A 19,666-nucleotide genomic window follows, 5' to 3' on the forward strand; every position below is an offset into this window, starting at 1 on the left:
GAGAGCATGATAACCATCGGTTCGGCCTACCGTCTCCAGCGCCTGTACAGGCTACATCTTTGACCATCCCGTGTCAGCGGGGTAGTCTCATAGTGTCAGGAAACATGAAAACGCTCATGAGAACGTAGGATTTAGCACTGAGCCGGAGCAGACCCCTGCCTTGGCGTCCAGATATGCCTGCCTTGTCCTGTCGAGCTTCGACCTTGCATGGGTCATGATGACATCACGCTGTCGTTCAGGCAGCGCAAATCCGGTGCAACGCACGATATGAGCAAGAAGCTCTTCAACCTCGGCGTCTACATCAAAGCTCTCGAACCACGGAGCTTTTCCCAGTCTCGCCACCATGTGCCTACCCTCGTCCTCTCAATAATATATTATCGTATATCATATTCAGCAGATCGCAAGCAGATGTGTGCGTCGTACCGCCAGACATGGAAAAAGGGGAACCGTGGTCCCACGGCTCCCCTTTCGGTTCGTATCGTTTTATCTCGCGCGCCGATTAGGCGACCAACGACAGCCCCGTGCCTGCATCCTGCGGCTGCTCACCGCTGTCGATGAACGGGATGATCGAGAAGGTCTGCCCACCGCGCTGTTCTTCGTTCTGCACGGCGTTCACGCGCAGGTCGCCATCGGGCGTGTTGATCAGCAGCGACAGGTAGTCATTGCCCGTGCGGCTGCTTTTCGCCATCCAGGCCGAGCCGACGCGGATCGGTGTGCCCCGGGGCGAGCTGACCTCGATCCGGTAATCGGGGTGAGTCTCCTCGGATTTATAGCTGTTCTCGATCAGCATGAATTCCAGATCGAACATCATGTTGGCGATGTAGCCGGTGAAGGCGTTGTCGGCGTCCATAGCGGTGAGCTCGCCCGAGATCGAGCCGGATTTCATCAGGCCGTTCGAGACCAGCGGGATGATCTCGAATTCGCCGCTCTGGGCCGCGCGCGCCTCTTTCGTCTGCACCGCATTGACCCGGAACGGGCCCAAGCCGACATCGATCTGCATCGAGATGTAAGGGTTTCCGCTGGTATTGCCGGTCTCGTTCCAGGCCGTGCCGATGCGCACCTTGCGGCCTGATTTGTTGACTGCCGTTACGTCAAAATCCGGGCTGCGTTCGGACATCTTCGGGCGGTTTTCAAGCTGGATGGCGATATCGAAACGTGTCGAATGGATCATGCCGGTGTACTGAGCGGCTGCGGTCTCGACGTTGCGGGTGAGGGTTCCTGCGAACATGGGATGGTTCCTTTTGGATTGGCCGGTGCCTGACGTTTTTGCCAACGCATCCGGGATTGCTTTCTCGACCCCTTGAGGGATCACAAATCAGAAAGCCTGCTTTCCTTTCAGCCCCGCCCACGGGTCAAAGCTGCCGTCCGAGTGGGAATGCCCCCGCGCCTCCGGGTGCTACGCCCCTCCCCTGCCCGTCTGGTCTTGATTGGTTGCCCGGATTTTCTGCGGCGTCCTTCGATTGCGCGACGAAAAACTCCGTTTCTTTTCCGTTCAACCGGTGCCCGCCCCGGTCGGTCAGACCGATGCAGCTACCATTCGGCACATAGGTGATGAGGTACTGACCGAGCCGGTCCTTGTGGACGACGTAGCCGGTATTGGCCCAATGCACGGTCTGGCCCGCATCGACGGCCGCCTTGATATCATTGAGTGTCATGCGATCCTCCTCAAGAAGAATGGTGGGGAAACGACGCAAGAAGCCCGATCTTCCAACCGGGCTTCCATACAGTATTCGTTTGGCAAACGGCCGAGAGCTGTCAGGCGCTTTGCGTGGCCCGCGTCGCGCGCGCCGCCATCCAATCTTTCAGGCCAAGAACCGTTCGTCCGGCGGCGACCTCGGAGGCCCAGGCAACCCTTGGGTCGCCGCAGGGCTCATCGCCGGAATGCCGGTCGATGTGGCCATTGGCCATCCATGGCTCAGGCTGTATCCGTCGCAGCCAGTCCGCCATGCTCGGGATGCGGCCCTGGCAGTCTTCACGGATATGCTGCTCGCCGATCCAGCGCACGGGGATGTCGCGGCCCGCACTATTGGTCAGTGTCAGGCCAAAAACCCGTTCGGCCTCAAAAAGGCCTTGCGCATGGTGACGCATGGCTCTGTGCGTGAAGAGCGCGAGGTGCTCTTTGGAAGCGTCGAACCAGTCGTGGACGGCTTGATAGTCGGACGGCACCCCGCCGAATTTCCGGGCAGAGCTTTCGGCATGATGAAGCGGATGGGCCATCTCACAGCCCCTCGTCATAGCTGTGCGAGCATTCGACATAGCGGTCGGCATGATCCAAGGTGACACTGTCGGCGGTGATGTCCCAGGTCAGCGTGCCGTAGCCGCCCTCGTTGTTTTCGAACCCCGGGTGATGGTGATAGGCGAGCGACCAGGCGAAGTCGCCAACCTCTGTGGCAAGCGGCTCCGGCAGTTGGACCTCTGCAGGCTGCACCGTCACATCCTCGACATTGCCGGAGTCGCCATAGCCTTCGTATTCGACAGCGACCTCGCTGATGCCAAGCGCACGTAGTTGCGCGAGCAGCTCCACTCTGGATGCCTTCAAGGTGGTTTCGCGCTCTGCACGCCACTGAGCCGCCATTGCGGCATAGTCGATCTGGGGATTGGTCATGGGTCTGTCCTCTTATCTGAATTTGGGGGGGCCGGGCCTGGCATTGGTCAGCGCGCGCCCGGAAAGCGCAGATCGGCCAAATCCCATCCACGCCGCCCGACCGGAAGCTCGCTTTGACTTTTCAGGCGGCTTGTTCTGCCGTGATGGCAGGCCCCTGCCCCACGATCCGGGCCAGAATGCTGACCGTGTCGACACCGTCCCCATGCGGCAGAAACACCCGCAACTGGAAGGCGATGATCTCGGTGAAGCAGCCGAGGGCCTTGAGGCCATCAATCATGCCCCGATCCGCACCGCCCAGCTCAAGGCGCATCTCGCCTGCGACCCGGCGACGGGTCAGGGTGAGACCCCGGCCCAGATCGACAGGTGCGGTGGTGCCGAGGGCGGCGGTCAGCATCTCCTGCGGCGTTTGCGGATTGGAGACGAGGAAGCGGGCGCGCAGCGCGGCCGCCCCTTCTTCGCTCAGCGTGCGCCCGATCATGGCGGTCGCCCCGTCGGGCGTGACCCTGTAGATGCGCTCATTGGTGGTCGGAATATCCTTCCAGATCGGCAGCAGCAGCCCAGTGAGCAGGTAGAGCTTGGTCGTGGTGGTTTTTGGCAAGGACGCGGCCTCAGCATCCCAAAGCCCTGCAAACTCAGGCCTTCTGATGTCTTCCCAGGCCGAGGACTCGAACCGCGTCTCCTCCAGATAGCTTGACCCGTTGGGCCGCACTGCCTTGCGCATCAGCGTCACGATATCCTCGTCATACATCTGCATGGGGCGCGCCGAGATGAGCGCCGCGCGACCGGAGGCGCGATTAACCATCGGCAGCTTGTCCGGATTGCGCGATATGGCCTCTTCGGCCCCAAGGACGTGGACCGGGTCCGTCACCTCGAGCCCGATGATCCGCGTCACGGCGCCGGATTTCGGACAGGTCCAGAGATCCTCTGTGGAGACCTGTTCGATCTTTTCGCCACGCAGGGTTTCCACGCCGAGATCGAGCGTGCCGGCCGCGCGCGCCCGCTCAGACTGATCAGCGATCCGGCGCATGAACTCGGCAAAGAGCGCGTTCTGCATGTGGATGGGAAGGGCCAGAACCCGGTTGAGAAACCGCTGGATCGGAGGAAGCTCTTCAAGGAGCACCCCGTCCTTGTCGATCACCGCCGGCATCGCTGCCATGGAACGTCTCGCGCATGATACGCGCGAGCGCTGAACTGCGCAGGGGCTGGTTGTCGACCTCCGCGCCGATAAGCGCTAGCTCAGAGGCGAGATCGGCTTCGGAGATTGCGAGAGCCGGGTTGGCCGTTCTGGGTTTGGACATGGGGATTTTCCTTTGGATCAGGGTCTGAGTTCCAAAGGACAAAAAGCCCGCTTTCGCTTTTCAGGGTGACGGGGGTCAGACCGCGCTGACCTCCAAGGCTTGGTCAGGACTTGGGTTCGACCTCCCGTTTCGCATCAATCAATGCCTGTGCGGCCTGCATCACCTGAACTTGAGATGTTCCCGTGCATTCCTCCTCCAGCGCGGCCTGCACCTTCGCGCGAAACCACGCGTCATACGAATTGACATCAGCCGCCACGGAAATGCTCCTCGAGCCCGATATCCAGCAGCTTGCCGAGGTCATCGGGCATGTCTGCAACGTGCACAGCAATTGGGAAACGGTGCCCCGTCAGGTCAGGCGCGCATTGCTCCTCTAACCCGAGGTGCTGCCTATCCTTTTCCGCCTCAATCATTGTGCTTTCCCCGACCGTATTATCAGCCGATGCTACATCTTCCAGCGGGGCGTCGTAAACGATAATGCCAAAGGGTCACAGCAAGCTGGCCCACTTACCGATCGGGCACCGCTTCAAGGGAAGTTTCGAACCGCTTGTCCGCCGCCGCTGCTTCTTTCAAGAGCGCGTCGAAATTGTCAGGTGGGTTGCCGTCTTCCAGCATCCCTTTGAACGTCGCATAGGCATCCGTCTTGCTGCCATAGGCGCGCAGGGTCTTGTCGTCGTTCACCCAGGCCACCACAATGACCTTCGCATCGCTATTGAACCGATAGAACAGCCGATACTGCTGGAAGAATTTCGCCCGGAACCAGTGCTTGCGGTGATCGCCGAGTGTGCCGCCTTGCCGGAAGGCGGCGGCACCCGGATCTGCCGGTATGGCCTCGGTGACCAGCTTGAAGATGGCGGCCAGCCGTTTCGTGGAATTTTTCTTGCGCCAGGTCTTGGGATCGCGTGCCTTATGCGCCTCGACCTCGAGGGTCAGCCCTTCAAGCTGGTCCAGAAAGAGCGGATGCGCATAAATCGACCATCCGTTTACGACAAGGGGCGCTTGGGCGGGCACGCTATCGCCGCTCATTCATCCTCGAGCGATAGCGGCGCATCGAGATCGACGTCAACGTCTCCGACCAGTGCTGCAAGACGGTCATGCAAAGCCCCATCGAACGCCCGAATGCGGTCCGGATGCGCCTTGATATCGGCCTCGACAAAATCGAGAAAAGCTCCGAGCACGGGATCTTCCTCGTCGCTGCGCACGGGCTCGATATAGACCCTGCCACTCGGCTCGGTACAGTAACGAATCTGGTCGCCCTTGCCCAGCTTGAGCTGCTTGCGCACACCCGCCGGCACGGTCGTCTGATACCGATCCGTGAGTTTCGAGACATCTTGTGCGAGGGCTGTCATGGCAGTCTCCTGAAAGAAAGGGGGTCTTTGCTGCCTGCGATAGGTAATGCATTTGCATTGCCTTGTCAAGACAAGCCGCAGCATCTGCTGTCGCCGGGCAGGCCGATGAACCGTCCGGCGCAGGACCTAATCTCGCCCCGCGAGATACTCCGCCAGCACCGGGCTAGCCGCACCTTTCGCGGAGCTGAGCAGCTCCGAGTCCGCAAGCGAGGCCTTCGACAGGCGTACGAGCCCGCCGGTTTCCTCGATGCGGTAGCAGCGGCGTTTTTGCCGCCCCCGCTTGTAGTGCGTCGCGGTGACGATTTGGCATGTACTGCCATCGGTGAGCGTCACAGGGGTGGCGAGCCTGATCTTGTCGCCTTCCTCGTAGTCCGGGATCGAAGCCCAGTCCCGGCAGCGCTGACGCCAGTCCTGGGCGTAGCTGTCCGGGTCTTTCAGGTTGGAGAGAAGCTCGATCAGCCCAAGCGGAGCACGAGATTCGTTCGGGCCAGCACTTTCCTCCATGTCCTTGTAGCCCCAGCTGCCGTCATCGTTTCGGGTGAGGAAGACAGCCCCGAACGTGATGGAGCCATCCGCATCGGTCACATAGGTCGTGTCTTCGACAGCGGTGCCGTCGAGATTGGTGACCCTTGCCGCCGCATACCAGGTGGAGCCGACCTTGCAGGCCTTGACCAGTTCGGTTTTTCGCGTGTCGCCCTCGAACGTGCAGAGCCGGCCAATCTCCGCTTTTTCGTCCGCGTAGGTCTGGACGCGGCCGTCGGTGTAGAAGAGCCATCCCATCTCAGAGTCCTTTCTCTAATTGGGGAAATTGTTGTCGCCAATGTCCCGAGAGGGCCGCAGGCCTGGCAGGGTATTGGCGATGCTTGTTTGAGAAAGGGCGCGTTAAGCCACCCTCCGGTCATCGATCTCCATCAGCGCATCGAGCGGCACGCGGTAGGGCTGCATGGCGTCGAAATCCTCGCAATTGCCGCAGTTCTGCACGATCGCGAAGGTGTCGCAGGCATCCTTGAGGATTACCCGGAAGGTGCCGCCGAGGCCTGACGGCACCTCGTAGGTCCCGCCGATGAGATAATCCGAGGCCCGGCGCACGAAGACGCGGATGCTGTGGCCATCGATGGCGAGCCGGATGGCACCCCGCCCCCGGTCGATGAGCACCTGCACATCGTCGAGGATGGTCTCGACCAGCGCCGCATCCTCAAGCACGGAATGCTCATCCAGCAGGTCGGCTGCGACGGCGCCGCCGCGCGCCTCGTAGTCTTCACGCACGAAAGCCCCGATATCATCGCTGACCTGCACGCCGCGGGATTTGAGGGCCTGACGGACGGTATAGGCCTGCAGATAGCCGCCGTCTTTCGTGAGCGCCTCGAAGACCTCGCGCTGCGCCTCCTGGCTCGGGTGCTCGGCGAAGGCCTTCATCGTGTCGAGCGTGATCACCTTGGCCCGGGCCGCGGTGCGGATGTCGGGGTGGATCAGGCCATAGCGCAACCGGCCTTTCACGGCTGCCACCGTGGTGCCGAAGGTCTTTGCGATCGTCTCGGGCGTCTGGCCGTCGACCTCCATCATCCGGGCGAAAGCCTCGAACTCGTCAATGGCGTTCATTGGCGCCTGGGTGACGTTCTCGGCAAGAGACAACGCCGTGGTGACATCGCAATCTTCCGGCACGAGGCGGCAGTCCACCTTGGTCTTCGCTGTGAACCCCTTGGTGGCCTTGTCGGCGATCAGCTCCTTCAGCGCGGCATGGCGTCGGCCACCGGCGAGGACAGCATATTTGCCGTCAAGCTTCTGGACGAGGAGCGGCTGGAGCAGGCCCAGCACAGCGATGCTGGCCTTCAGATGCGCGATGTTCTCGGGGTCATAAGTTTCCGGGGAGTTGCTGCGCACATTGGCGGGGTGGGCAGTCAGATCGCCGATAGCGACGGATACGGGTTTGAAGCTTGCGGTCATGGGATGTCCTTCTCGGTAGTTATGGTGCGGCCCGCGCATTCAAACGCGTGACCAATCCCCGGCTTCGGGGATCGCGACGACAGAAGGCCCGCTTTGCCTTTGAGGGGTCAGTGGGCCTTCATCGCCTGGGGTTTCAGCAGGGGGTGTCCCCTGCCCTACCAGTCGCGCGCCAGCATGATGGTGAGCACGCGCATGGTGGTGGCGGGATTGTCCGGGGTCTCAGCCCCGTAGCGGAAGTCCGAACCCGCCTCATAGAGATCGATTTTCCAGAACACGGTCTCGCTCCGGATCTCGACCGCCCCGAAATCATGCCATCCCTCGGGATCATTCTCAGGCTCGAATGTTGCAAACTCACCGGTGGCCTTCACCGCCTCGGCCATGAAGCCGTCGCTGGCCTCCATAAGCGAGCGGGTGACATGCATCCGGCCCTGGATGGGCTGCGCGGTCGGCACCCCAAGGCACGCGAGCTTGCGAAACGCGTCGTTCTGTGCCGCGATCACGCTCGGATCCGGACGGTCTGGCTGGGGTTGAACGGTCATGGACATGGGGATCTCCTTTGAGACGTTGAAACACCCTTCCCGAAGCCCGCTTTTTCTTTTCCGCTTGGCGGATGAATCGAGGCCGAAGGCGCCTTACCCGAACAGCCCTCTGGCTCTGTAGTTCGGGTTGGGGATGGTTTCGATCCAGCCGCCTTGTTCTTTGATGCTCTCGAGCGCTGCCGGGAGCGGATAAGCGCCCTCGGACGGGCTCCACCAATAAGCTCCGCGTTTGAAGGTGATGATCTTGCGGCGGCCGTCGTTGAGTTCGCGCCGGTCCGCGAAGCGGCAAACTGTCCGGGGGACAGTTTGAGGCAAGAACGGGCGGAGCCCGGCCACCCTCTGCGTCTTGGGTTCCTTGCGTGACATGGACGTCTCCGTTCTTCGTGCTGTCAGGCGGCCTCGGCGCTGCGCCCTGCCCTGCCTGCCTCCGATCTGGCGATCAGATAGTCGCAGGCCCGCTGCGCGTCCGCGGCGTGCTTGAAGATCGCACCCTTGTCAGACCGAAGAACGCGCAACCAGTTGTGGAGGTAGGCGGCATTCATCTCGAGCGTATGCGCCGTGAAGCCGAGCGTCTGCCCCAGGAACACCGAGGTCAATTCCGCAACGACCTCCTCGCGTGCGTAAGAGGTGTTGCCGAACTTCGAGAGACCAAAATCACGGTTCAGTCGATGGGGGGCTTTCGTGGCATGGGCCAGCTCATGCGCCCAGACCCCGTAGAAATTGCGCGGGTCCTGGAACCGCGTGATGGGCGGCATGTAAACCTTGTCCACGGGGGGCAAATAGTACGCCTCCGTGCCCGTGAAGACGGTTGTGATGTCGATGGCATCGAAGAACGCCTGCATGTGCGGGATGGGCTCGGACGGCGGATGCTCGGGCACGGGCTCCGGGTCGGGGTAGAAACTGTCGGGCAGACCCTCGATCTGGCAGGCATTGAACACGCGATAGGATTTCTGGAAGCGGAAGATGCGGGCCTCCTCGGAGCGATCATCGCTATCCCCCTGGTCATCCTCGCCGCCTGAGTCTTTACGGCTTTGGCCGTAATAGACGACGACAGAGGACTTCTCGCCCTTGCGAACCTTTGCGTCCAAGGCATTGGCTTGCGGCAGTGTCATCCAGAAAGGCGAGCTGTGGCCAGCCATCACGGTCCGCATCGTCAGCAGGAAGTTGTTCACTCCCTGGTAGGGTTCACCGCCCACGCGCAGGGGGCGAGAGCTGCCACCTGCGGTCCAGGGCTTGCGCCACGGCAGGACGCCGCGCTCGATGATGCGGATGATTTCGTTTGTGATGACCTCGGAGGCATCGAATTTGGGCGTGCGGGATCGGGCCATGGCTGGCCTCCTTTCGAGTTTTGGTGAGAGGGAATAGTGATCAGGCTGACTGATGGGACCGCGGATCGTTGATGATTCTTGCGCCAAGCTGTTCGACCAGCTCTAGATAGATGGTCAGCGAGACGGACCTGCCGGGACGGCAAGGTTCAGGGTCGATCGATCCGTCCCGCGCCACCCGCGGCAAGTTCGCGAAGGCGATGACATCGGTGACGGGTCGGATATCGATGAACGGCGTCCCCCGTGCGACCATAAGAGCGGCCAAGGGAAAGCGCTCGATCGGCGCGAGGGTCGACACGATGGTCCATCCGAGATGGATGAACGTGCCGCCCTCTCCGCAGATCACATGCGCATCCGGCAATGTCGCCGCCTGCCTGAGATAGCCGAGATCACGCAGGACGGTCTTTCGTTCGAGCCGTTGTGCCTGCCCCGTCTGGCCGGTTCGGCGTAGTTCCTTGTGTCGCCACCAGGAGGCAGCGGTCGCGCGCAAGACACCTGTTTGCATCGGAATGCCCTTCATCAGGAAAGACAGACCAGAATCCGGCCCGGACCCATCTGAGGGACCCCAAAGGCCCTCATCCGTCAGTCACAAAACCCGAAGGACACTTCCGTAATGGGGCGGATCATTGTCAAGGGTTTCCGGCAAGCCAAGAATTCCGGCGAACATTTCTTTCTTCACCGGGTTTAAAACACAAAATCAAAAGCTTACTTTTTCTTTTTCACTGCAACGGCACTTCAGGACCGAGGGCTCCCCCTGCCCGGGCTTCGCTCTTCCGTCCGTAGTCAGCCTCAAAGCTGCCACTCTATGCCTGGTTCAAATCTGGTCCTGGGTGCCCATCTTTCACGCGCATTCAACAGGTGTTGATAGCCAGTGTCCTTACGGCATCTCCAGGAACCTCGTCCCGAAAAGGGACCTCTGCGTACCTGTTGTCAGTTGCAGTTCATGCCTCCGTTACGAAAAATCCTTGATGCGTGTCGCTTAGGCCGTCGGGCCCGGGTTCAGCGTGAAGCGAAACGGCGAACCGTCCATCCACATGCGATGCAAAATGACGCCAATTCGGCGCGCGAGCGCAATCAGGGCCCGTTTCGATCCACGCCTGTGCGCCACTCTGAGTGCCCAGGCCTGCAACCAGTTCGGTGCTGCGCGGTGCATCAAGATCGTCGCGGCCTGATACAACGCCGATCGCAATCCTCGATCACCCGCTCGTGTAATCTGCCCGACAATGTCCATCTCTCCGGATTGAGTGCGCCTCGGCGTCAGCCCGACCCAAGGACCGATATCCCTTGATTTCGCGAAGCGGGCCGGGTCATCAATCGCGGATCTTACGGTCAAAGCAACAATTGGGCCAACACCGGGCATTGTCATCATGAGACGGCAAACATCGTCATGTTCCGCCAACCCCACGACCTTTTCATCCAGGCTGGCCAGCTCTGTCCTCAGCTGCCCCCGAGCCCGCAGAAGGGCCAACGCCGAGGCGGACAAGATGTCATTGTCGGCAACCAGCTCCCTCACCCGGGCCTCGTACCTTACCCGGGTGACATGCCCAAGCTTCAGGCCGAAGTTCCTGAGCACTCCCCTCATCGAGAGTTCGATGTTGATGATCGCCTGCTGAATAGACTTGCGCGCCGACAGCAACGCGCGAATTTCCTGGGAGGACACGGATTTGCGGTGCACGGGCCTGTACCAACCCATTTGCAACAATCGAGCAATTCCCTGGGCATCGCGCCTATCGGTCTTGATAGGCATGGCTTTCAAGGCGGCCTTCACCAATCGCGTTTCCATCAAGACCACGTCAAATCCGGCCTCTTCGATGCCCTTGCTCAGCCATTGGGACAGTGGTCCGGCTTCGAGCCCGATCGCGTCGACCGCGTACGGCAATGACGCCATCGCACGCACCAGCGCTTCAGGCTCGCTGGCTGCCTCCAACTCCTCAACAACCTTCCCTTGCGGCCCCAGCACACAAATCGCCGTGCTTGCCAGAGATACATCCAATCCGATAAATACATTCATGTCGTTGCCCTTCTATTCTTAGGAATTGAGGCGCATGGAAACATACGACCTCGTAGACGCGCTGCAGGCGCATCAAGGGCAACGGCACTTCAGATCATGCTGACAAACAAGCGAAACGTGCTCGATTCGCCGAAAGCCCCATTACGGCATCTTTCTCTTTTTCCGGCCCCTTTGGGCACACAACAAAACCGAAAAGCCCGGCCCTTCTGCCGAAGCCATTGATTTCATGCAGCAATTCCAGATCGGCAGGCAAGATCGGCAACGCATATCGGCAAAACCTTGCTTGAAAGTACGAAATGTGTTTATTTTTCAGATACTTTGCAAACATGGAAGATCGGCAAAATGCTGGAAACACCCGCCAGGATCGAACCCTGCTTCTTCGAGGAGCATATTCCTACAGAACTGGCAGACCTTTCGGTCGACATCCAGAGGGAAGCCACCGGGCTGGGACAAGGGTTGCATCCTGACAGCGCAGCTGAGCTTGCCGATCTCGTCCGTGTGATGAACTGCTATTACTCCAACCTGATCGAAGGACACAACACGCGCCCCCGCGATATCGAAAGGGCGCTGGCTGGTGCCGAGCTGGAGGAAGAAACCCGTCCCCTCGCCCTTGAGGCCCGGGCGCACGTCATCGTTCAACGGGCCATCGACGAGATGCATCGCAAGGGCACCCTGCCCCGCCCCACATCCGTCGAATTCCTGACTTGGGTCCATAAGAGCTTCTACGACGAGATGCCGAATGAGTTTCGGGTCATCGAACATCCCGACGGCACACAAGAGCCCATCGTTCCGGGACGCATGCGCCAGGATGATGATCGGGAAGTTGCGGTCGGGCGCCACCTACCTCCTTCATCGTCGCGCGTCGCGGCATTCATGGACCACTTCGACAAACGATTTCAGATTGCGGCGCGGTCTTCGAGCGGACGGATCATTGCGATCGCCTCTGCGCATCACCGGCTCAACTACATCCACCCTTTCCCGGATGGTAACGGCCGTGTCAGCAGACTGATGTCTCATGCCATGGCCCTCACAGCGGGGATTGGTGGCCAAGGGCTCTGGTCCGTATCACGTGGGCTGGCCCGCGGGCTAACCGATCGGGGCGAGTACAAACGGATGATGGATCTGGCCGACAGTCCACGCCGCGGAGACCGCGACGGACGGGGGAACCTGTCAGAAGCGGCACTGAAGACGTTTAGTGAATGGTTCCTAAAGGTGACGCTCGACCAGATCAGCTTCTCAGCAAGATTGTTCGATCTCGGCGGATTGGACCAACGGTATCGTCGTCTTGTTGCAGATACCATCGATGACAAGCGAGCGCCGGAACTAATCTCGGCGGTTCTTCGTCATGGGGCACTGGAACGAGGCGATGCGCAGATTGTGCTCAAGACGTCCGAGCGTACTGCTCGCAACACGCTGAGTAAACTGACCGCCGCCGGATACATGACGTCCGTCTCGCCGAAGACGCCGGTTCGGTTGGCGTTTCCGTTGGATTATCGAGAGCGGCTCTTTCCAAACCTCTTTGGAGACGGTGACATGCCCGTGTGACTGGCAACCGAAGCACCCTGTTTCTGGCCAAGTCCGCGAGCGCTGCCTCTGACCGTGTTGGAAAGAAGTTCACAGCTGTGAACTATCCCGAGCTATCCTACTTGTCAGCCGAGTTCACAGCTGTGAACTCATCATGCAGCATCCCGCCGCATCAAGGCCATGATCATCGGACCGCAGGAGAACTCCCCAATTGCTGCCTTTGAAGATAGGGTTCTCAAGTAGCCTCCAGGTGATCGGATATCCGCAAACCGTTCAAGCATTGCAACGATCACAACAGACGCTTCTTCGGGACCCATATAGCGTTTCGCCTCGTCCCACGCGGACGGGGAAATACCCATCATGGGCCTGACCACATCAGCTACACGGACCAGATCGTGCCAGTGGCGAACAGGCTGCTCGGAATAAGCTTTGAATTCCTGACAGGAGGCGAGGACGAGACCAAGCGGTATATTCGGCATCAGTTGATCGTCAGTAATTGCCGTTGGGTTCGCCTCATCTTCAGAACACAGAGGGCTATCGGCAACTTCTGGAATATCGCGCGCAACGCCTCCGCGCCGCGCTTTTTCTAAGCGAGGTTCAAGATCATAAGAGTCTTTATTTGAATTCTGATAGTGCTGCTCAGAAACAGCATCATTGGTGCTCATATTTTCTGTTTCACAGCCATCCAGAAGGTTTCTGGCGTGATCTAAGGCTGACCCCAAAGAGTCTTCGATGCGCCTAAGGTCTTCCATTTCGAGTTTTCTGCGAAGATCTCGGGCCATTAGGGCCGCAAGATCAGAGAATTGGTCCCAGACGCCCTGATCCGGACGAAGTGAGCGCCCGTACTCGGCCAGCCCTGCGAGGTCACGCCGCATGAGGCTCACAGTGGTACGTAGGCGCTTGTACCGCTCTTCTGCGGCCCGGACGGTCTCAGCGGCCTCACAAACCTCCTGGAAGCGTCGAACGAGCGGAGAGAGGTCGAACCCAAACGCAACCTTTTCGTCGCCGTAGCGGCGGGCATAGCGCTTCCCATTGGGGCTATCGCGCCGGACAACAAAGCCAGTCTGCACAAGGTTGGAGAGGTGGCGCCGCATCGTCGAGCAGGGCATGCCGTTCAGGCGCTCGCAAATCGCCTTGTTGGACGGATGTACAATCAATTCGCTGTCATTGCCTCCGAGAATTGTCGCTTGGTGAAAGCTGACCAGCGCCTGAAGCACCGTCAAATCCCGATCGGACAAGCCGAACGCGACTCGAGCGGCAGCGAGCTCCCTCAGGACCTCCCACTTGTTGGCGCCGACTGGGGGCAGGTCTTCCTGGGTCGCTGCCTGATGTTTCAGGATGGCAGCATCTATCGTTCGCCGGAACGGCGTTACGGGCGTGTAGTCCATTTTGTCATTCACGAAGACAAAAATATCCCGGTCCGCGAATCACTTTGGACTTGCGGAAAATAGCTCCGGACACTACCTTGAAGGTGCTAGAAACAAGTTAGGGTCTCGTGGAGTGGTCGCTTTGCGGGACCTTTTCTTTTGCCTTTTCGTGCCTCCTTCTTTGATTTCTGCTCTTCCTCAGTCTTCCGACCGCTGCTTCCAGCGTTCGTGAAGGTCTTCAATCATGTCATGCACTTGCGTCTCGACCCAATCGGCGAAGTCTCCATCCGCCAACTCGATCGATAGGCCCTTGGCAGTGCGTTTGACCGTGCCGCCGCGTTTGCCGCCGATCTTCAGCGGGACGCTGGAAGGTGGGGCAGGGGAGGGCGACTTGGCCGGTTTAATCGCCTTGGTCACAGCCTTTTCTACGGCCAGGAACGTTTGGATGGACGGGTCATTGGTAGAGGCAATGTCATCCACCACCATGGAGGTCTCGGCATTTTCACGTGCCTCTTTCGCGATCCCGATAAGGTCCTCGCGGTCCAGACCATTCTCGTCGATGGCCCGACCAAGGGATTCCCATCGGGGTCGGCCAATGCCATGGGCGGCGCCAATGGCGCGTACCAGATCCGGCCCGACCATGTCCGCGATCGCGATCGCCATAGATATGGACGACTTCGTGACGGTAAGAATTTCTGCAACCTGAGATTGATTTCCGAAGCCGGACGACACAAGGTCCTTTGCGAACAGGGCCTTTTCAATAAAAGACAAATCGCGCCGACCCATGTTCTCCGAAATCTGAGCACGCAGAGCGCTGTCGTCATCCAGGTTGGTGACTAACGCGCGAACCTTGGTAACCTTATCGGACTGACGGATCGCCTCCAGCCTGCGTCGCCCATAGACCAAAAGGTAGCGATCATCTTCACCCGGCGCACGTCGCACGAGGATCGGAACAGTCTGACCGTTCGCCTCAATCGCATCGCGCAAATCCATTACATCGGCCAGGTCAAGCCGGTCCGCCATACGCCCGTCTTCGATGCTCGCCGGGTCCAGTTCCCAAACATGATGGGAATCGACCGCGTCGCGGGCGGACCGAAGGGCGCGATTCGAGGTCATCATCGGTGTCACAGCACCTGTCTGAGGGGCAGGGGAGGGGGCCCCAGCTGCCGCGAGACTGTCCAGCATTGACATGCGCTTCTTCTTGCCACTGGTCATGTGCGCCCCCAGGTTTTCTGGATTAGGTCGGCGATCTCGTCATTTAGCGTATTCAGGCTCTCAATCGCGCGATCATAGGTGGAACGCGTGAACGCGCTGCGTTCCACTTCATAAAGTGTCTGCTTGGTCAGGCCCGCATCTGAGATGGCTGTAGACTTCAACATGGGCGAATTCAGCACGGCTTCGCCGTACATTGTTCGCAGGAAAGCCACGATGCGGTTCTGCGGCGCATCCTGCGGCTCGTAGCGGGTCAAAACATAGCGCATCCAGTCATGAGACATGTCAGCGCCGCTCTCGGCAATCACGTCCATGAGGTCGGCTGTCATGCGGAGGAATTGCGACATGGACATCACATCGAGCATCTCTGGATGGATGGTCACCAGAACGCCCGTGGCCGCGGACAGGGCGGACATGGTCAGAAAGCCAAGCTGCGGCGGGCAATCTATGACGACCACGTCGTAGTCCTCATCGACCTGGGCCAGCGCCTCCTTCACGCGGAAGAAGAAAAGTCCGGCATTGCCCTGCGCCAGCGCGCGCGGGGTGTCGTGCTCGAACTCCATCAATTCGAGGTTGCCGGGGATCAAGTCCAAATTGGGGATATAGGTCTTGCGGATGACCGACCGGATCGGCTCCGGGTCCTCATAGCGGATCGCATCGTAGAGAGTGCCGCCATCTTCGAGGTCCAATTCCGGCTGAACGCCGTGCAGCGCGGTGAAGGAAGCTTGTGGGTCAAGATCAATGCCCAGCACACGATATCCGCGCAGGGCAAGCCGTTGGGCGAGATGGGCAGAGGTTGTTGTTTTTCCGGACCCGCCCTTGAAATTCATCACGCCGATGACCTGAAGATGATCACCCTCTCGTCGTCCGGGAACGTAATCGCCCGGCTTGCGAGCGGTTTTTTCAAGGAGCACACGCAGCGCTTGGATATCCTGCGCCGAGTAAAGACGACGGTTGCCGGCGGTCAGCTCGGGAGAAGGCCCTTTGCCATCCAAGTTGAGTTTGCGAAGATAGGAATCGTTTACGCCGAGCAGCGCCGCAGCCTCACCAGAGGTGAATTTGCGCATGGTCTTCTCGGCATCGGGTGGAAACAGGCTCTCACGTTGCGAATGCAACTGGTTCGCCAGCCATTCCGAATGCTGGCGGATCACCGCGTTGAGATCCTCATGCACAAAGGTATTATCCATCTGCCCTCTCGCTTCCGAGACATCGCGTCTTTGGCGTGTTCACGGAAATTGACGTTTTTTGCCTCGTTTCCGTGACTATTGGCGCAAGAGTCGGATTCGCGCAAGGTTTTTCCACATCTAGTGGGCGGGTCGTCACCGAACACAAGGCTGTTAGGCTTCCTGCTGCATGGTGTAACGCACCGCATCTCACGAAAAGGGACAGGGGAGAACTCTTGTCGGAGGGCTCCAGCATGGCTTTGAGCGCACCAGAGCTTGCCTTTTGGCAGTTCTGGATATACATTATTGGATGTTTATCCATGCATGAGAGGACAAGATGCAAGTTGCCAAATGGGGAAACTCCCTTGCCGTCCGGCTACCCGCGGATCTTGTGAGAGAACTCGGCTTAAAGGAAGGCGATCAGGTCGACCTGGTAAAGGACGATGGAACCATTCTTGTGAGACGCCAACCTCGCGCCGATGAAGTTCTACAAGGGCTAAGGCGGTTTCGCGGAAAACTGCCCAAGGACGCGCGTCTAAGCCGCGACGCCGCGCATGAGCGCTGAATTCGCAGACACGAATGTTGTGCTCTACCTGCTCGACGATGGTCCAAAGGCTGAGAGGGCGGAGGAAATTCTGGGGCAGGGACCCCGGATCAGCGTTCAGGTCCTGAACGAAGCGATGGTAAATTGCCGACGGAAAGCTGGTCTCAGTTGGGAAGATACCGGAGCGTTTCTTGAGGGTATTAAGTCCTTATGCCCTGTCGAGGACCTCACGATTCAAACCCATCAAGTGGGTCGCGCGTTGGCAGCGAAGTACCAGTTATCGGTCTATGACTCGATGATCGTGTCTGCCGCGCTGATCGCTGGGTGCACGACGTTATGGACTGAGGACATGCACGACGGATTGCTGGTCGAAGATCGGCTGCGCGTCGTCAATCCATTTGCCTGACCAGCAACCCAAGTCGCTCCGCCCGTTCCAACAGCATCCTGACGGAGGACGGTTGCCAGCTTGTACGTCCCCGTGGAGTCCGCTCACGCATGGATTCCAATCGGTCGCAGATCGCCTGTAGCGTGATATCGGGGTCCGAACCTTTGATGGCCGCCACGATGGCAGGCAGGCGATCGTCGGTTTCGCGGCGTCCGGCGCGGCCAAGCACTTCATCGGGCAGAAACCCGTCGCGCACATATGCCTTTACGGCGCGAAGCAAGCGGCTTTGCGTCCAGCGTCGATCATGGGGCAGGGGGCCATTGATAATCTGCAAGACGTCTTCCCAAGCCATATCGGGGCGCAAGCGGCGCACATGGGGTACCCAATCCTGCGCGGTCTCGTTCAGGCGCTCCATGTAGCCGTCCTGTCGCGCCAGCCGCACCTTGCGCAGCGCGACGGGATCCTTGGCGCTTAGCCCAGGATTGCCACCAACGCGACCCTTGGCGCGCGCAGAGGCAAGCCCGGCCTTTGTGCGTTCGCGGATCAGAGCGCGTTCGAACTCGGCTGCGGCGCCCAGAACCTGCAGCGTAAACTTGCCCTGCGGTGAGGACGTGTCGATCGGGTCTTGCAGGGAGCGGAAGAAGGCACCCTTCGCCTCCAGACTCTCGATCACCTCGAGAAGATGCGACAAGGACCGCGCAAGCCGGTCGATCCGCACGACGACCAGCGTGTCGCCGATCTGAACGCGTTCGAGAACGCGCGCAAGCACTGGCCGCGCGCGATTGCCGCCTGAGGCGTGTTCTTCGAAGATTTCGACGCATCCCGCGATTTGCAGGGCCTCAGACTGGGGCAGGGGTGTCTGATCCTCTGTCGATACGCGCGCATAGCCAATCAGGGGCATGAAATCCGGCCGTTTGCAATTTAAGATATCTCCAATAAACGACCGTTTGTAAACGAATGCAAGCAAGTGTTCTCTCGTCGTGCTGGTACACAATCCCTTGGTTTCCTTGCTGTCGCGTTTATTTCCCGATTTCAATTGAAGCAGAAAGCTGAAACTGAAGCGCTGGAATTTCATCTTAGCGCTTCACCAACGCGTCAAGATTCCTGAGCTTCACAGCCCTGCGGCTTTGGTCAGGTTCACCCTGAACCTGTCGCGCCTGCGCTGGTAACGCCGGGTCATCTCGGCCGACGCATGTCCCAGGTGCTTTTGAACATAGCGCTCATCAACCTCTGCCGACGAGGCGAGCCCGGCGCGCAAGGAATGTCCAGAGAACATTGCCAGCCTTTTGGCTTCCGGCAGATCGGATCTGACGCCGCTCTTCAGAACGGTTGCCTTGATCAGCCGAGCGACGTGCTTGTCGGAGAGGCGGGCCTCGAGGGCACGTTTGCCGTCCCGCGAGGTGCGCACGAAGACCGGCCCAAAGTCGATCTTCGCAAAGTGTAGCCATTGCTCAAGTGCGTGGACAGGACAGGTCTGGTCGCTTGAGCCGCGCCCAACCTCGACCTCGCGCCACCCGGTCTTGGCGTTCAGCGTCAGCAGAGCGCCATCTTCGAAAATCTCGATCCAACCGCCGGAGCCCAGTGTATCATCCTTGTGCACGTCAAGGCTCACGATCTCGGAGCGACGGAGACCTCCAGCATAGCCCAGAAGTAAGATCGCCCGGTCTCGAAGCCCGCGGAGATCATAGGGAAGGGTGCCCACCATGGCCTGGATGTCCTCGGGCAGGATCGCTTCCTTCTGAACCGGCGGACGCGCGTGTTTGCGCCTAATCCCGGCCAGAACGGTGGCGACATGGCGGTCCTTGCGATCAAGAGTGAACCCGCGCTGCCTGTAATTCCAAGCGACGCCGGAGAGGCGCCGCTCAATGGTGGAGACCGAGAGAGCAGGGGCCTTCCCGGTCGCGGCGGCCAGGTCCGCCACATAGAGCCCGACCATCTCGGGCGAGGGGGGCAGGGGATCCGTGCCTTTCAGCCGGCACCAGCGGGTGAAGTGTTTCCAGTCGGCCGCGTAGGCCTTGTTGGTGTTCTCGGCCGTCGAGGCTTCAGCGTAATCGCGCGCGGTGTCGATCAGCCGGTCTAGCGCGCCGGAGCCGGCCACATGAGCGGGCAGAGCGATTGAGGCTCGATCCCGAGAGGTTCTCTCGTCGTGTTCGTCACTGTTCGGCGCGGTATGGGGTGCTGAGCTCGAAATCTCGGACTCTGACCCGCCCGAACCCTCGATTTTGGTGCTGCAATTTGTGAGCCTACCCATGTTTTTGAGCCTATCATTTTTCCGTCCGATAATGCAAGATTATTGGACATATAACGGTTCAGCAAAGAGGGGCGGTTTCTACACTATATGGTAGCCAAAAGCGCCGCCGCAAGATAGTGTTGTGGCATGACATATGCCCGCCCAACCTTCGA

At 59.7% G+C, this 19,666-nt stretch carries 23 protein-coding genes and 3 pseudogenes; 3 read left to right on the plus strand and 23 right to left on the minus strand.

Going from position 1 to position 19,666, the window contains the following annotated elements:
* Window positions 1-499: 499 nt before the first annotated feature.
* The 18 genes and pseudogenes from AAFO90_RS20720 to AAFO90_RS20805 all read right to left on the minus strand — a co-directional run bounded on the left by AAFO90_RS20720 (window position 500) and on the right by AAFO90_RS20805 (window position 11,396).
* Window positions 500-1,228, minus strand: coding sequence for a DUF736 family protein (locus tag AAFO90_RS20720; protein WP_090525093.1), 729 nt, complete (start codon window positions 1,226-1,228; stop codon window positions 500-502).
* A 124-nt stretch (window positions 1,229-1,352) separates the two neighbouring features.
* Entirely contained in the window at window positions 1,353-1,655 is a 303-nt protein-coding gene (locus AAFO90_RS20725; protein ID WP_090525091.1) for a hypothetical protein, read from the minus strand.
* 100 nt (window positions 1,656-1,755) lie between these two features.
* Window positions 1,756-2,217, minus strand: a complete 462-nt coding sequence (locus AAFO90_RS20730; RefSeq protein ID WP_090525089.1) for a hypothetical protein — start codon at window positions 2,215-2,217, stop codon at window positions 1,756-1,758.
* A gap of 1 nt (window position 2,218) precedes the next feature.
* On the minus strand, window positions 2,219-2,605 hold the full coding sequence (locus AAFO90_RS20735; RefSeq protein WP_090525086.1) for a DUF6878 family protein: 387 nt from the start codon (window positions 2,603-2,605) through the stop codon (window positions 2,219-2,221).
* A 121-nt stretch (window positions 2,606-2,726) separates the two neighbouring features.
* Window positions 2,727-3,743: pseudogene (locus tag AAFO90_RS20740) on the minus strand (strawberry notch C-terminal domain-containing protein); the annotation flags it as partial.
* A 263-nt stretch (window positions 3,744-4,006) separates the two neighbouring features.
* The gene (locus AAFO90_RS20745) at window positions 4,007-4,159 is read right to left on the minus strand and encodes a hypothetical protein (RefSeq protein ID WP_009820264.1); all 153 of its coding nucleotides are present in this window, start codon (window positions 4,157-4,159) and stop codon (window positions 4,007-4,009) included.
* On the minus strand, window positions 4,149-4,313 hold the full coding sequence (locus tag AAFO90_RS20750; RefSeq protein WP_170850626.1) for a hypothetical protein: 165 nt from the start codon (window positions 4,311-4,313) through the stop codon (window positions 4,149-4,151). The genes AAFO90_RS20745 and AAFO90_RS20750 overlap by 11 nt, the downstream gene beginning before the upstream one ends.
* A 94-nt stretch (window positions 4,314-4,407) precedes the next feature.
* Entirely contained in the window at window positions 4,408-4,926 is a 519-nt protein-coding gene (locus tag AAFO90_RS20755) for a type II toxin-antitoxin system YhaV family toxin (protein ID WP_347510601.1), read from the minus strand.
* Window positions 4,923-5,249: a type II toxin-antitoxin system PrlF family antitoxin gene (locus tag AAFO90_RS20760; RefSeq protein WP_005668772.1), complete on the minus strand. Its 327-nt coding sequence runs from the start codon at window positions 5,247-5,249 to the stop codon at window positions 4,923-4,925. The genes AAFO90_RS20755 and AAFO90_RS20760 overlap by 4 nt, the downstream gene beginning before the upstream one ends.
* A gap of 126 nt (window positions 5,250-5,375) precedes the next feature.
* On the minus strand, window positions 5,376-6,029 hold the full coding sequence (locus tag AAFO90_RS20765; RefSeq protein ID WP_347510602.1) for a hypothetical protein: 654 nt from the start codon (window positions 6,027-6,029) through the stop codon (window positions 5,376-5,378).
* Window positions 6,030-6,131: 102 nt separating this feature from the next.
* Window positions 6,132-6,422, minus strand: a pseudogene (locus tag AAFO90_RS20770) (regulator); the annotation flags it as partial.
* Window positions 6,420-7,193 (minus strand): annotated as a pseudogene (locus AAFO90_RS20775) (ParB/RepB/Spo0J family partition protein); the annotation flags it as partial. The pseudogenes AAFO90_RS20770 and AAFO90_RS20775, both read right to left, overlap by 3 nt.
* A gap of 155 nt (window positions 7,194-7,348) precedes the next feature.
* Window positions 7,349-7,738, minus strand: coding sequence for a DUF3768 domain-containing protein (locus AAFO90_RS20780; RefSeq protein WP_347510603.1), 390 nt, complete (start codon window positions 7,736-7,738; stop codon window positions 7,349-7,351).
* Between the two features lie 87 nt (window positions 7,739-7,825).
* Window positions 7,826-8,098: a DUF6330 family protein gene (locus AAFO90_RS20785; protein ID WP_347510604.1), complete on the minus strand. Its 273-nt coding sequence runs from the start codon at window positions 8,096-8,098 to the stop codon at window positions 7,826-7,828.
* 23 nt (window positions 8,099-8,121) lie between these two features.
* Window positions 8,122-9,060 (minus strand): zincin-like metallopeptidase domain-containing protein, encoded by a 939-nt coding sequence (locus AAFO90_RS20790; protein ID WP_347510605.1) that lies wholly within the window; start codon window positions 9,058-9,060, stop codon window positions 8,122-8,124.
* Between the two features lie 40 nt (window positions 9,061-9,100).
* Window positions 9,101-9,562 carry a hypothetical protein gene (locus AAFO90_RS20795; protein WP_347510606.1) on the minus strand — a complete coding sequence of 154 codons (462 nt, stop codon included), beginning with the start codon at window positions 9,560-9,562 and terminating at the stop codon, window positions 9,101-9,103.
* A gap of 474 nt (window positions 9,563-10,036) precedes the next feature.
* Window positions 10,037-11,068, minus strand: a complete 1,032-nt coding sequence (locus AAFO90_RS20800; protein WP_148057218.1) for an IS110 family transposase — start codon at window positions 11,066-11,068, stop codon at window positions 10,037-10,039.
* A gap of 94 nt (window positions 11,069-11,162) precedes the next feature.
* Window positions 11,163-11,396 (minus strand): hypothetical protein, encoded by a 234-nt coding sequence (locus AAFO90_RS20805; RefSeq protein WP_347510607.1) that lies wholly within the window; start codon window positions 11,394-11,396, stop codon window positions 11,163-11,165.
* Between the two features lie 14 nt (window positions 11,397-11,410).
* Between AAFO90_RS20805 and AAFO90_RS20810 the strand changes: the two genes are divergently transcribed.
* A complete protein-coding gene (locus tag AAFO90_RS20810) occupies window positions 11,411-12,613 on the plus strand; it encodes a Fic family protein (protein ID WP_027263649.1) in 1,203 nt (400 codons plus the stop codon).
* Window positions 12,614-12,744: 131 nt separating this feature from the next.
* Here AAFO90_RS20810 and repC read toward each other — a convergent pair whose 3' ends face one another.
* From repC to repA, 3 genes are all read right to left on the minus strand, one after another.
* Window positions 12,745-13,980, minus strand: coding sequence for a plasmid replication protein RepC (gene repC, locus AAFO90_RS20815; protein ID WP_347510609.1), 1,236 nt, complete (start codon window positions 13,978-13,980; stop codon window positions 12,745-12,747).
* Window positions 13,981-14,157: 177 nt separating this feature from the next.
* The gene (gene repB / locus AAFO90_RS20820) at window positions 14,158-15,174 is read right to left on the minus strand and encodes a plasmid partitioning protein RepB (RefSeq protein WP_347510608.1); all 1,017 of its coding nucleotides are present in this window, start codon (window positions 15,172-15,174) and stop codon (window positions 14,158-14,160) included.
* Window positions 15,171-16,358 (minus strand): plasmid partitioning protein RepA, encoded by a 1,188-nt coding sequence (gene repA / locus AAFO90_RS20825; protein WP_027263652.1) that lies wholly within the window; start codon window positions 16,356-16,358, stop codon window positions 15,171-15,173. Before repA ends, repB begins: the two co-directional genes overlap by 4 nt.
* 313 nt (window positions 16,359-16,671) lie before the next feature.
* Between repA and AAFO90_RS20830 the strand changes: the two genes are divergently transcribed.
* Window positions 16,672-16,899: an AbrB/MazE/SpoVT family DNA-binding domain-containing protein gene (locus AAFO90_RS20830; protein WP_009815510.1), complete on the plus strand. Its 228-nt coding sequence runs from the start codon at window positions 16,672-16,674 to the stop codon at window positions 16,897-16,899.
* Window positions 16,889-17,284: a PIN domain-containing protein gene (locus AAFO90_RS20835; RefSeq protein WP_017467198.1), complete on the plus strand. Its 396-nt coding sequence runs from the start codon at window positions 16,889-16,891 to the stop codon at window positions 17,282-17,284. The genes AAFO90_RS20830 and AAFO90_RS20835 overlap by 11 nt, the downstream gene beginning before the upstream one ends.
* Here the strand turns inward: AAFO90_RS20835 and AAFO90_RS20840 are convergent.
* Both AAFO90_RS20840 and AAFO90_RS20845 read right to left on the minus strand, forming a co-directional pair.
* Window positions 17,268-18,164 (minus strand): recombinase family protein, encoded by an 897-nt coding sequence (locus AAFO90_RS20840; protein WP_027263653.1) that lies wholly within the window; start codon window positions 18,162-18,164, stop codon window positions 17,268-17,270. The genes AAFO90_RS20835 and AAFO90_RS20840 overlap by 17 nt on opposite strands.
* Before the next feature lie 210 nt (window positions 18,165-18,374).
* A complete protein-coding gene (locus tag AAFO90_RS20845; protein ID WP_232237212.1) occupies window positions 18,375-19,514 on the minus strand; it encodes a tyrosine-type recombinase/integrase in 1,140 nt (379 codons plus the stop codon).
* Window positions 19,515-19,666 lie beyond the last annotated feature (152 nt).

It is taken from the genome of Phaeobacter sp. CAU 1743 (genome assembly GCF_039839315.1).
GTDB classification, from domain to species: Bacteria; Pseudomonadota; Alphaproteobacteria; order Rhodobacterales; family Rhodobacteraceae; genus Phycobacter; species Phycobacter gallaeciensis_A.

What these genes read in the sequence shown, in the direction of transcription:
- AAFO90_RS20805 (WP_347510607.1), bottom strand. Translation starts at nt 11,396, where the DNA reads ATGTTTGCAAAGTATCTGAAAAATAAACACATTTCGTACTTTCAAGCA.
- AAFO90_RS20760 (WP_005668772.1), bottom strand. Translation starts at nt 5,249, where the DNA reads ATGACAGCCCTCGCACAAGATGTCTCGAAACTCACGGATCGGTATCAG.
- AAFO90_RS20735 (WP_090525086.1), bottom strand. Translation starts at nt 2,605, where the DNA reads ATGACCAATCCCCAGATCGACTATGCCGCAATGGCGGCTCAGTGGCGT.
- AAFO90_RS20800 (WP_148057218.1), bottom strand. Translation starts at nt 11,068, where the DNA reads ATGAATGTATTTATCGGATTGGATGTATCTCTGGCAAGCACGGCGATT.
- AAFO90_RS20725 (WP_090525091.1), bottom strand. Translation starts at nt 1,655, where the DNA reads ATGACACTCAATGATATCAAGGCGGCCGTCGATGCGGGCCAGACCGTG.
- repA (WP_027263652.1), bottom strand. Translation starts at nt 16,358, where the DNA reads ATGGATAATACCTTTGTGCATGAGGATCTCAACGCGGTGATCCGCCAG.
- AAFO90_RS20790 (WP_347510605.1), bottom strand. Translation starts at nt 9,060, where the DNA reads ATGGCCCGATCCCGCACGCCCAAATTCGATGCCTCCGAGGTCATCACA.
- AAFO90_RS20755 (WP_347510601.1), bottom strand. Translation starts at nt 4,926, where the DNA reads ATGAGCGGCGATAGCGTGCCCGCCCAAGCGCCCCTTGTCGTAAACGGA.
- AAFO90_RS20765 (WP_347510602.1), bottom strand. Translation starts at nt 6,029, where the DNA reads ATGGGATGGCTCTTCTACACCGACGGCCGCGTCCAGACCTACGCGGAC.
- AAFO90_RS20730 (WP_090525089.1), bottom strand. Translation starts at nt 2,217, where the DNA reads ATGGCCCATCCGCTTCATCATGCCGAAAGCTCTGCCCGGAAATTCGGC.
- AAFO90_RS20835 (WP_017467198.1), top strand. Translation starts at nt 16,889, where the DNA reads ATGAGCGCTGAATTCGCAGACACGAATGTTGTGCTCTACCTGCTCGAC.
- repC (WP_347510609.1), bottom strand. Translation starts at nt 13,980, where the DNA reads ATGGACTACACGCCCGTAACGCCGTTCCGGCGAACGATAGATGCTGCC.
- AAFO90_RS20750 (WP_170850626.1), bottom strand. Translation starts at nt 4,313, where the DNA reads ATGATTGAGGCGGAAAAGGATAGGCAGCACCTCGGGTTAGAGGAGCAA.
- AAFO90_RS20785 (WP_347510604.1), bottom strand. Translation starts at nt 8,098, where the DNA reads ATGTCACGCAAGGAACCCAAGACGCAGAGGGTGGCCGGGCTCCGCCCG.
- AAFO90_RS20845 (WP_232237212.1), bottom strand. Translation starts at nt 19,514, where the DNA reads ATGGGTAGGCTCACAAATTGCAGCACCAAAATCGAGGGTTCGGGCGGG.
- AAFO90_RS20720 (WP_090525093.1), bottom strand. Translation starts at nt 1,228, where the DNA reads ATGTTCGCAGGAACCCTCACCCGCAACGTCGAGACCGCAGCCGCTCAG.
- AAFO90_RS20780 (WP_347510603.1), bottom strand. Translation starts at nt 7,738, where the DNA reads ATGTCCATGACCGTTCAACCCCAGCCAGACCGTCCGGATCCGAGCGTG.
- AAFO90_RS20830 (WP_009815510.1), top strand. Translation starts at nt 16,672, where the DNA reads ATGCAAGTTGCCAAATGGGGAAACTCCCTTGCCGTCCGGCTACCCGCG.
- AAFO90_RS20840 (WP_027263653.1), bottom strand. Translation starts at nt 18,164, where the DNA reads ATGCCCCTGATTGGCTATGCGCGCGTATCGACAGAGGATCAGACACCC.
- repB (WP_347510608.1), bottom strand. Translation starts at nt 15,174, where the DNA reads ATGACCAGTGGCAAGAAGAAGCGCATGTCAATGCTGGACAGTCTCGCG.
- AAFO90_RS20795 (WP_347510606.1), bottom strand. Translation starts at nt 9,562, where the DNA reads ATGCAAACAGGTGTCTTGCGCGCGACCGCTGCCTCCTGGTGGCGACAC.
- AAFO90_RS20810 (WP_027263649.1), top strand. Translation starts at nt 11,411, where the DNA reads ATGCTGGAAACACCCGCCAGGATCGAACCCTGCTTCTTCGAGGAGCAT.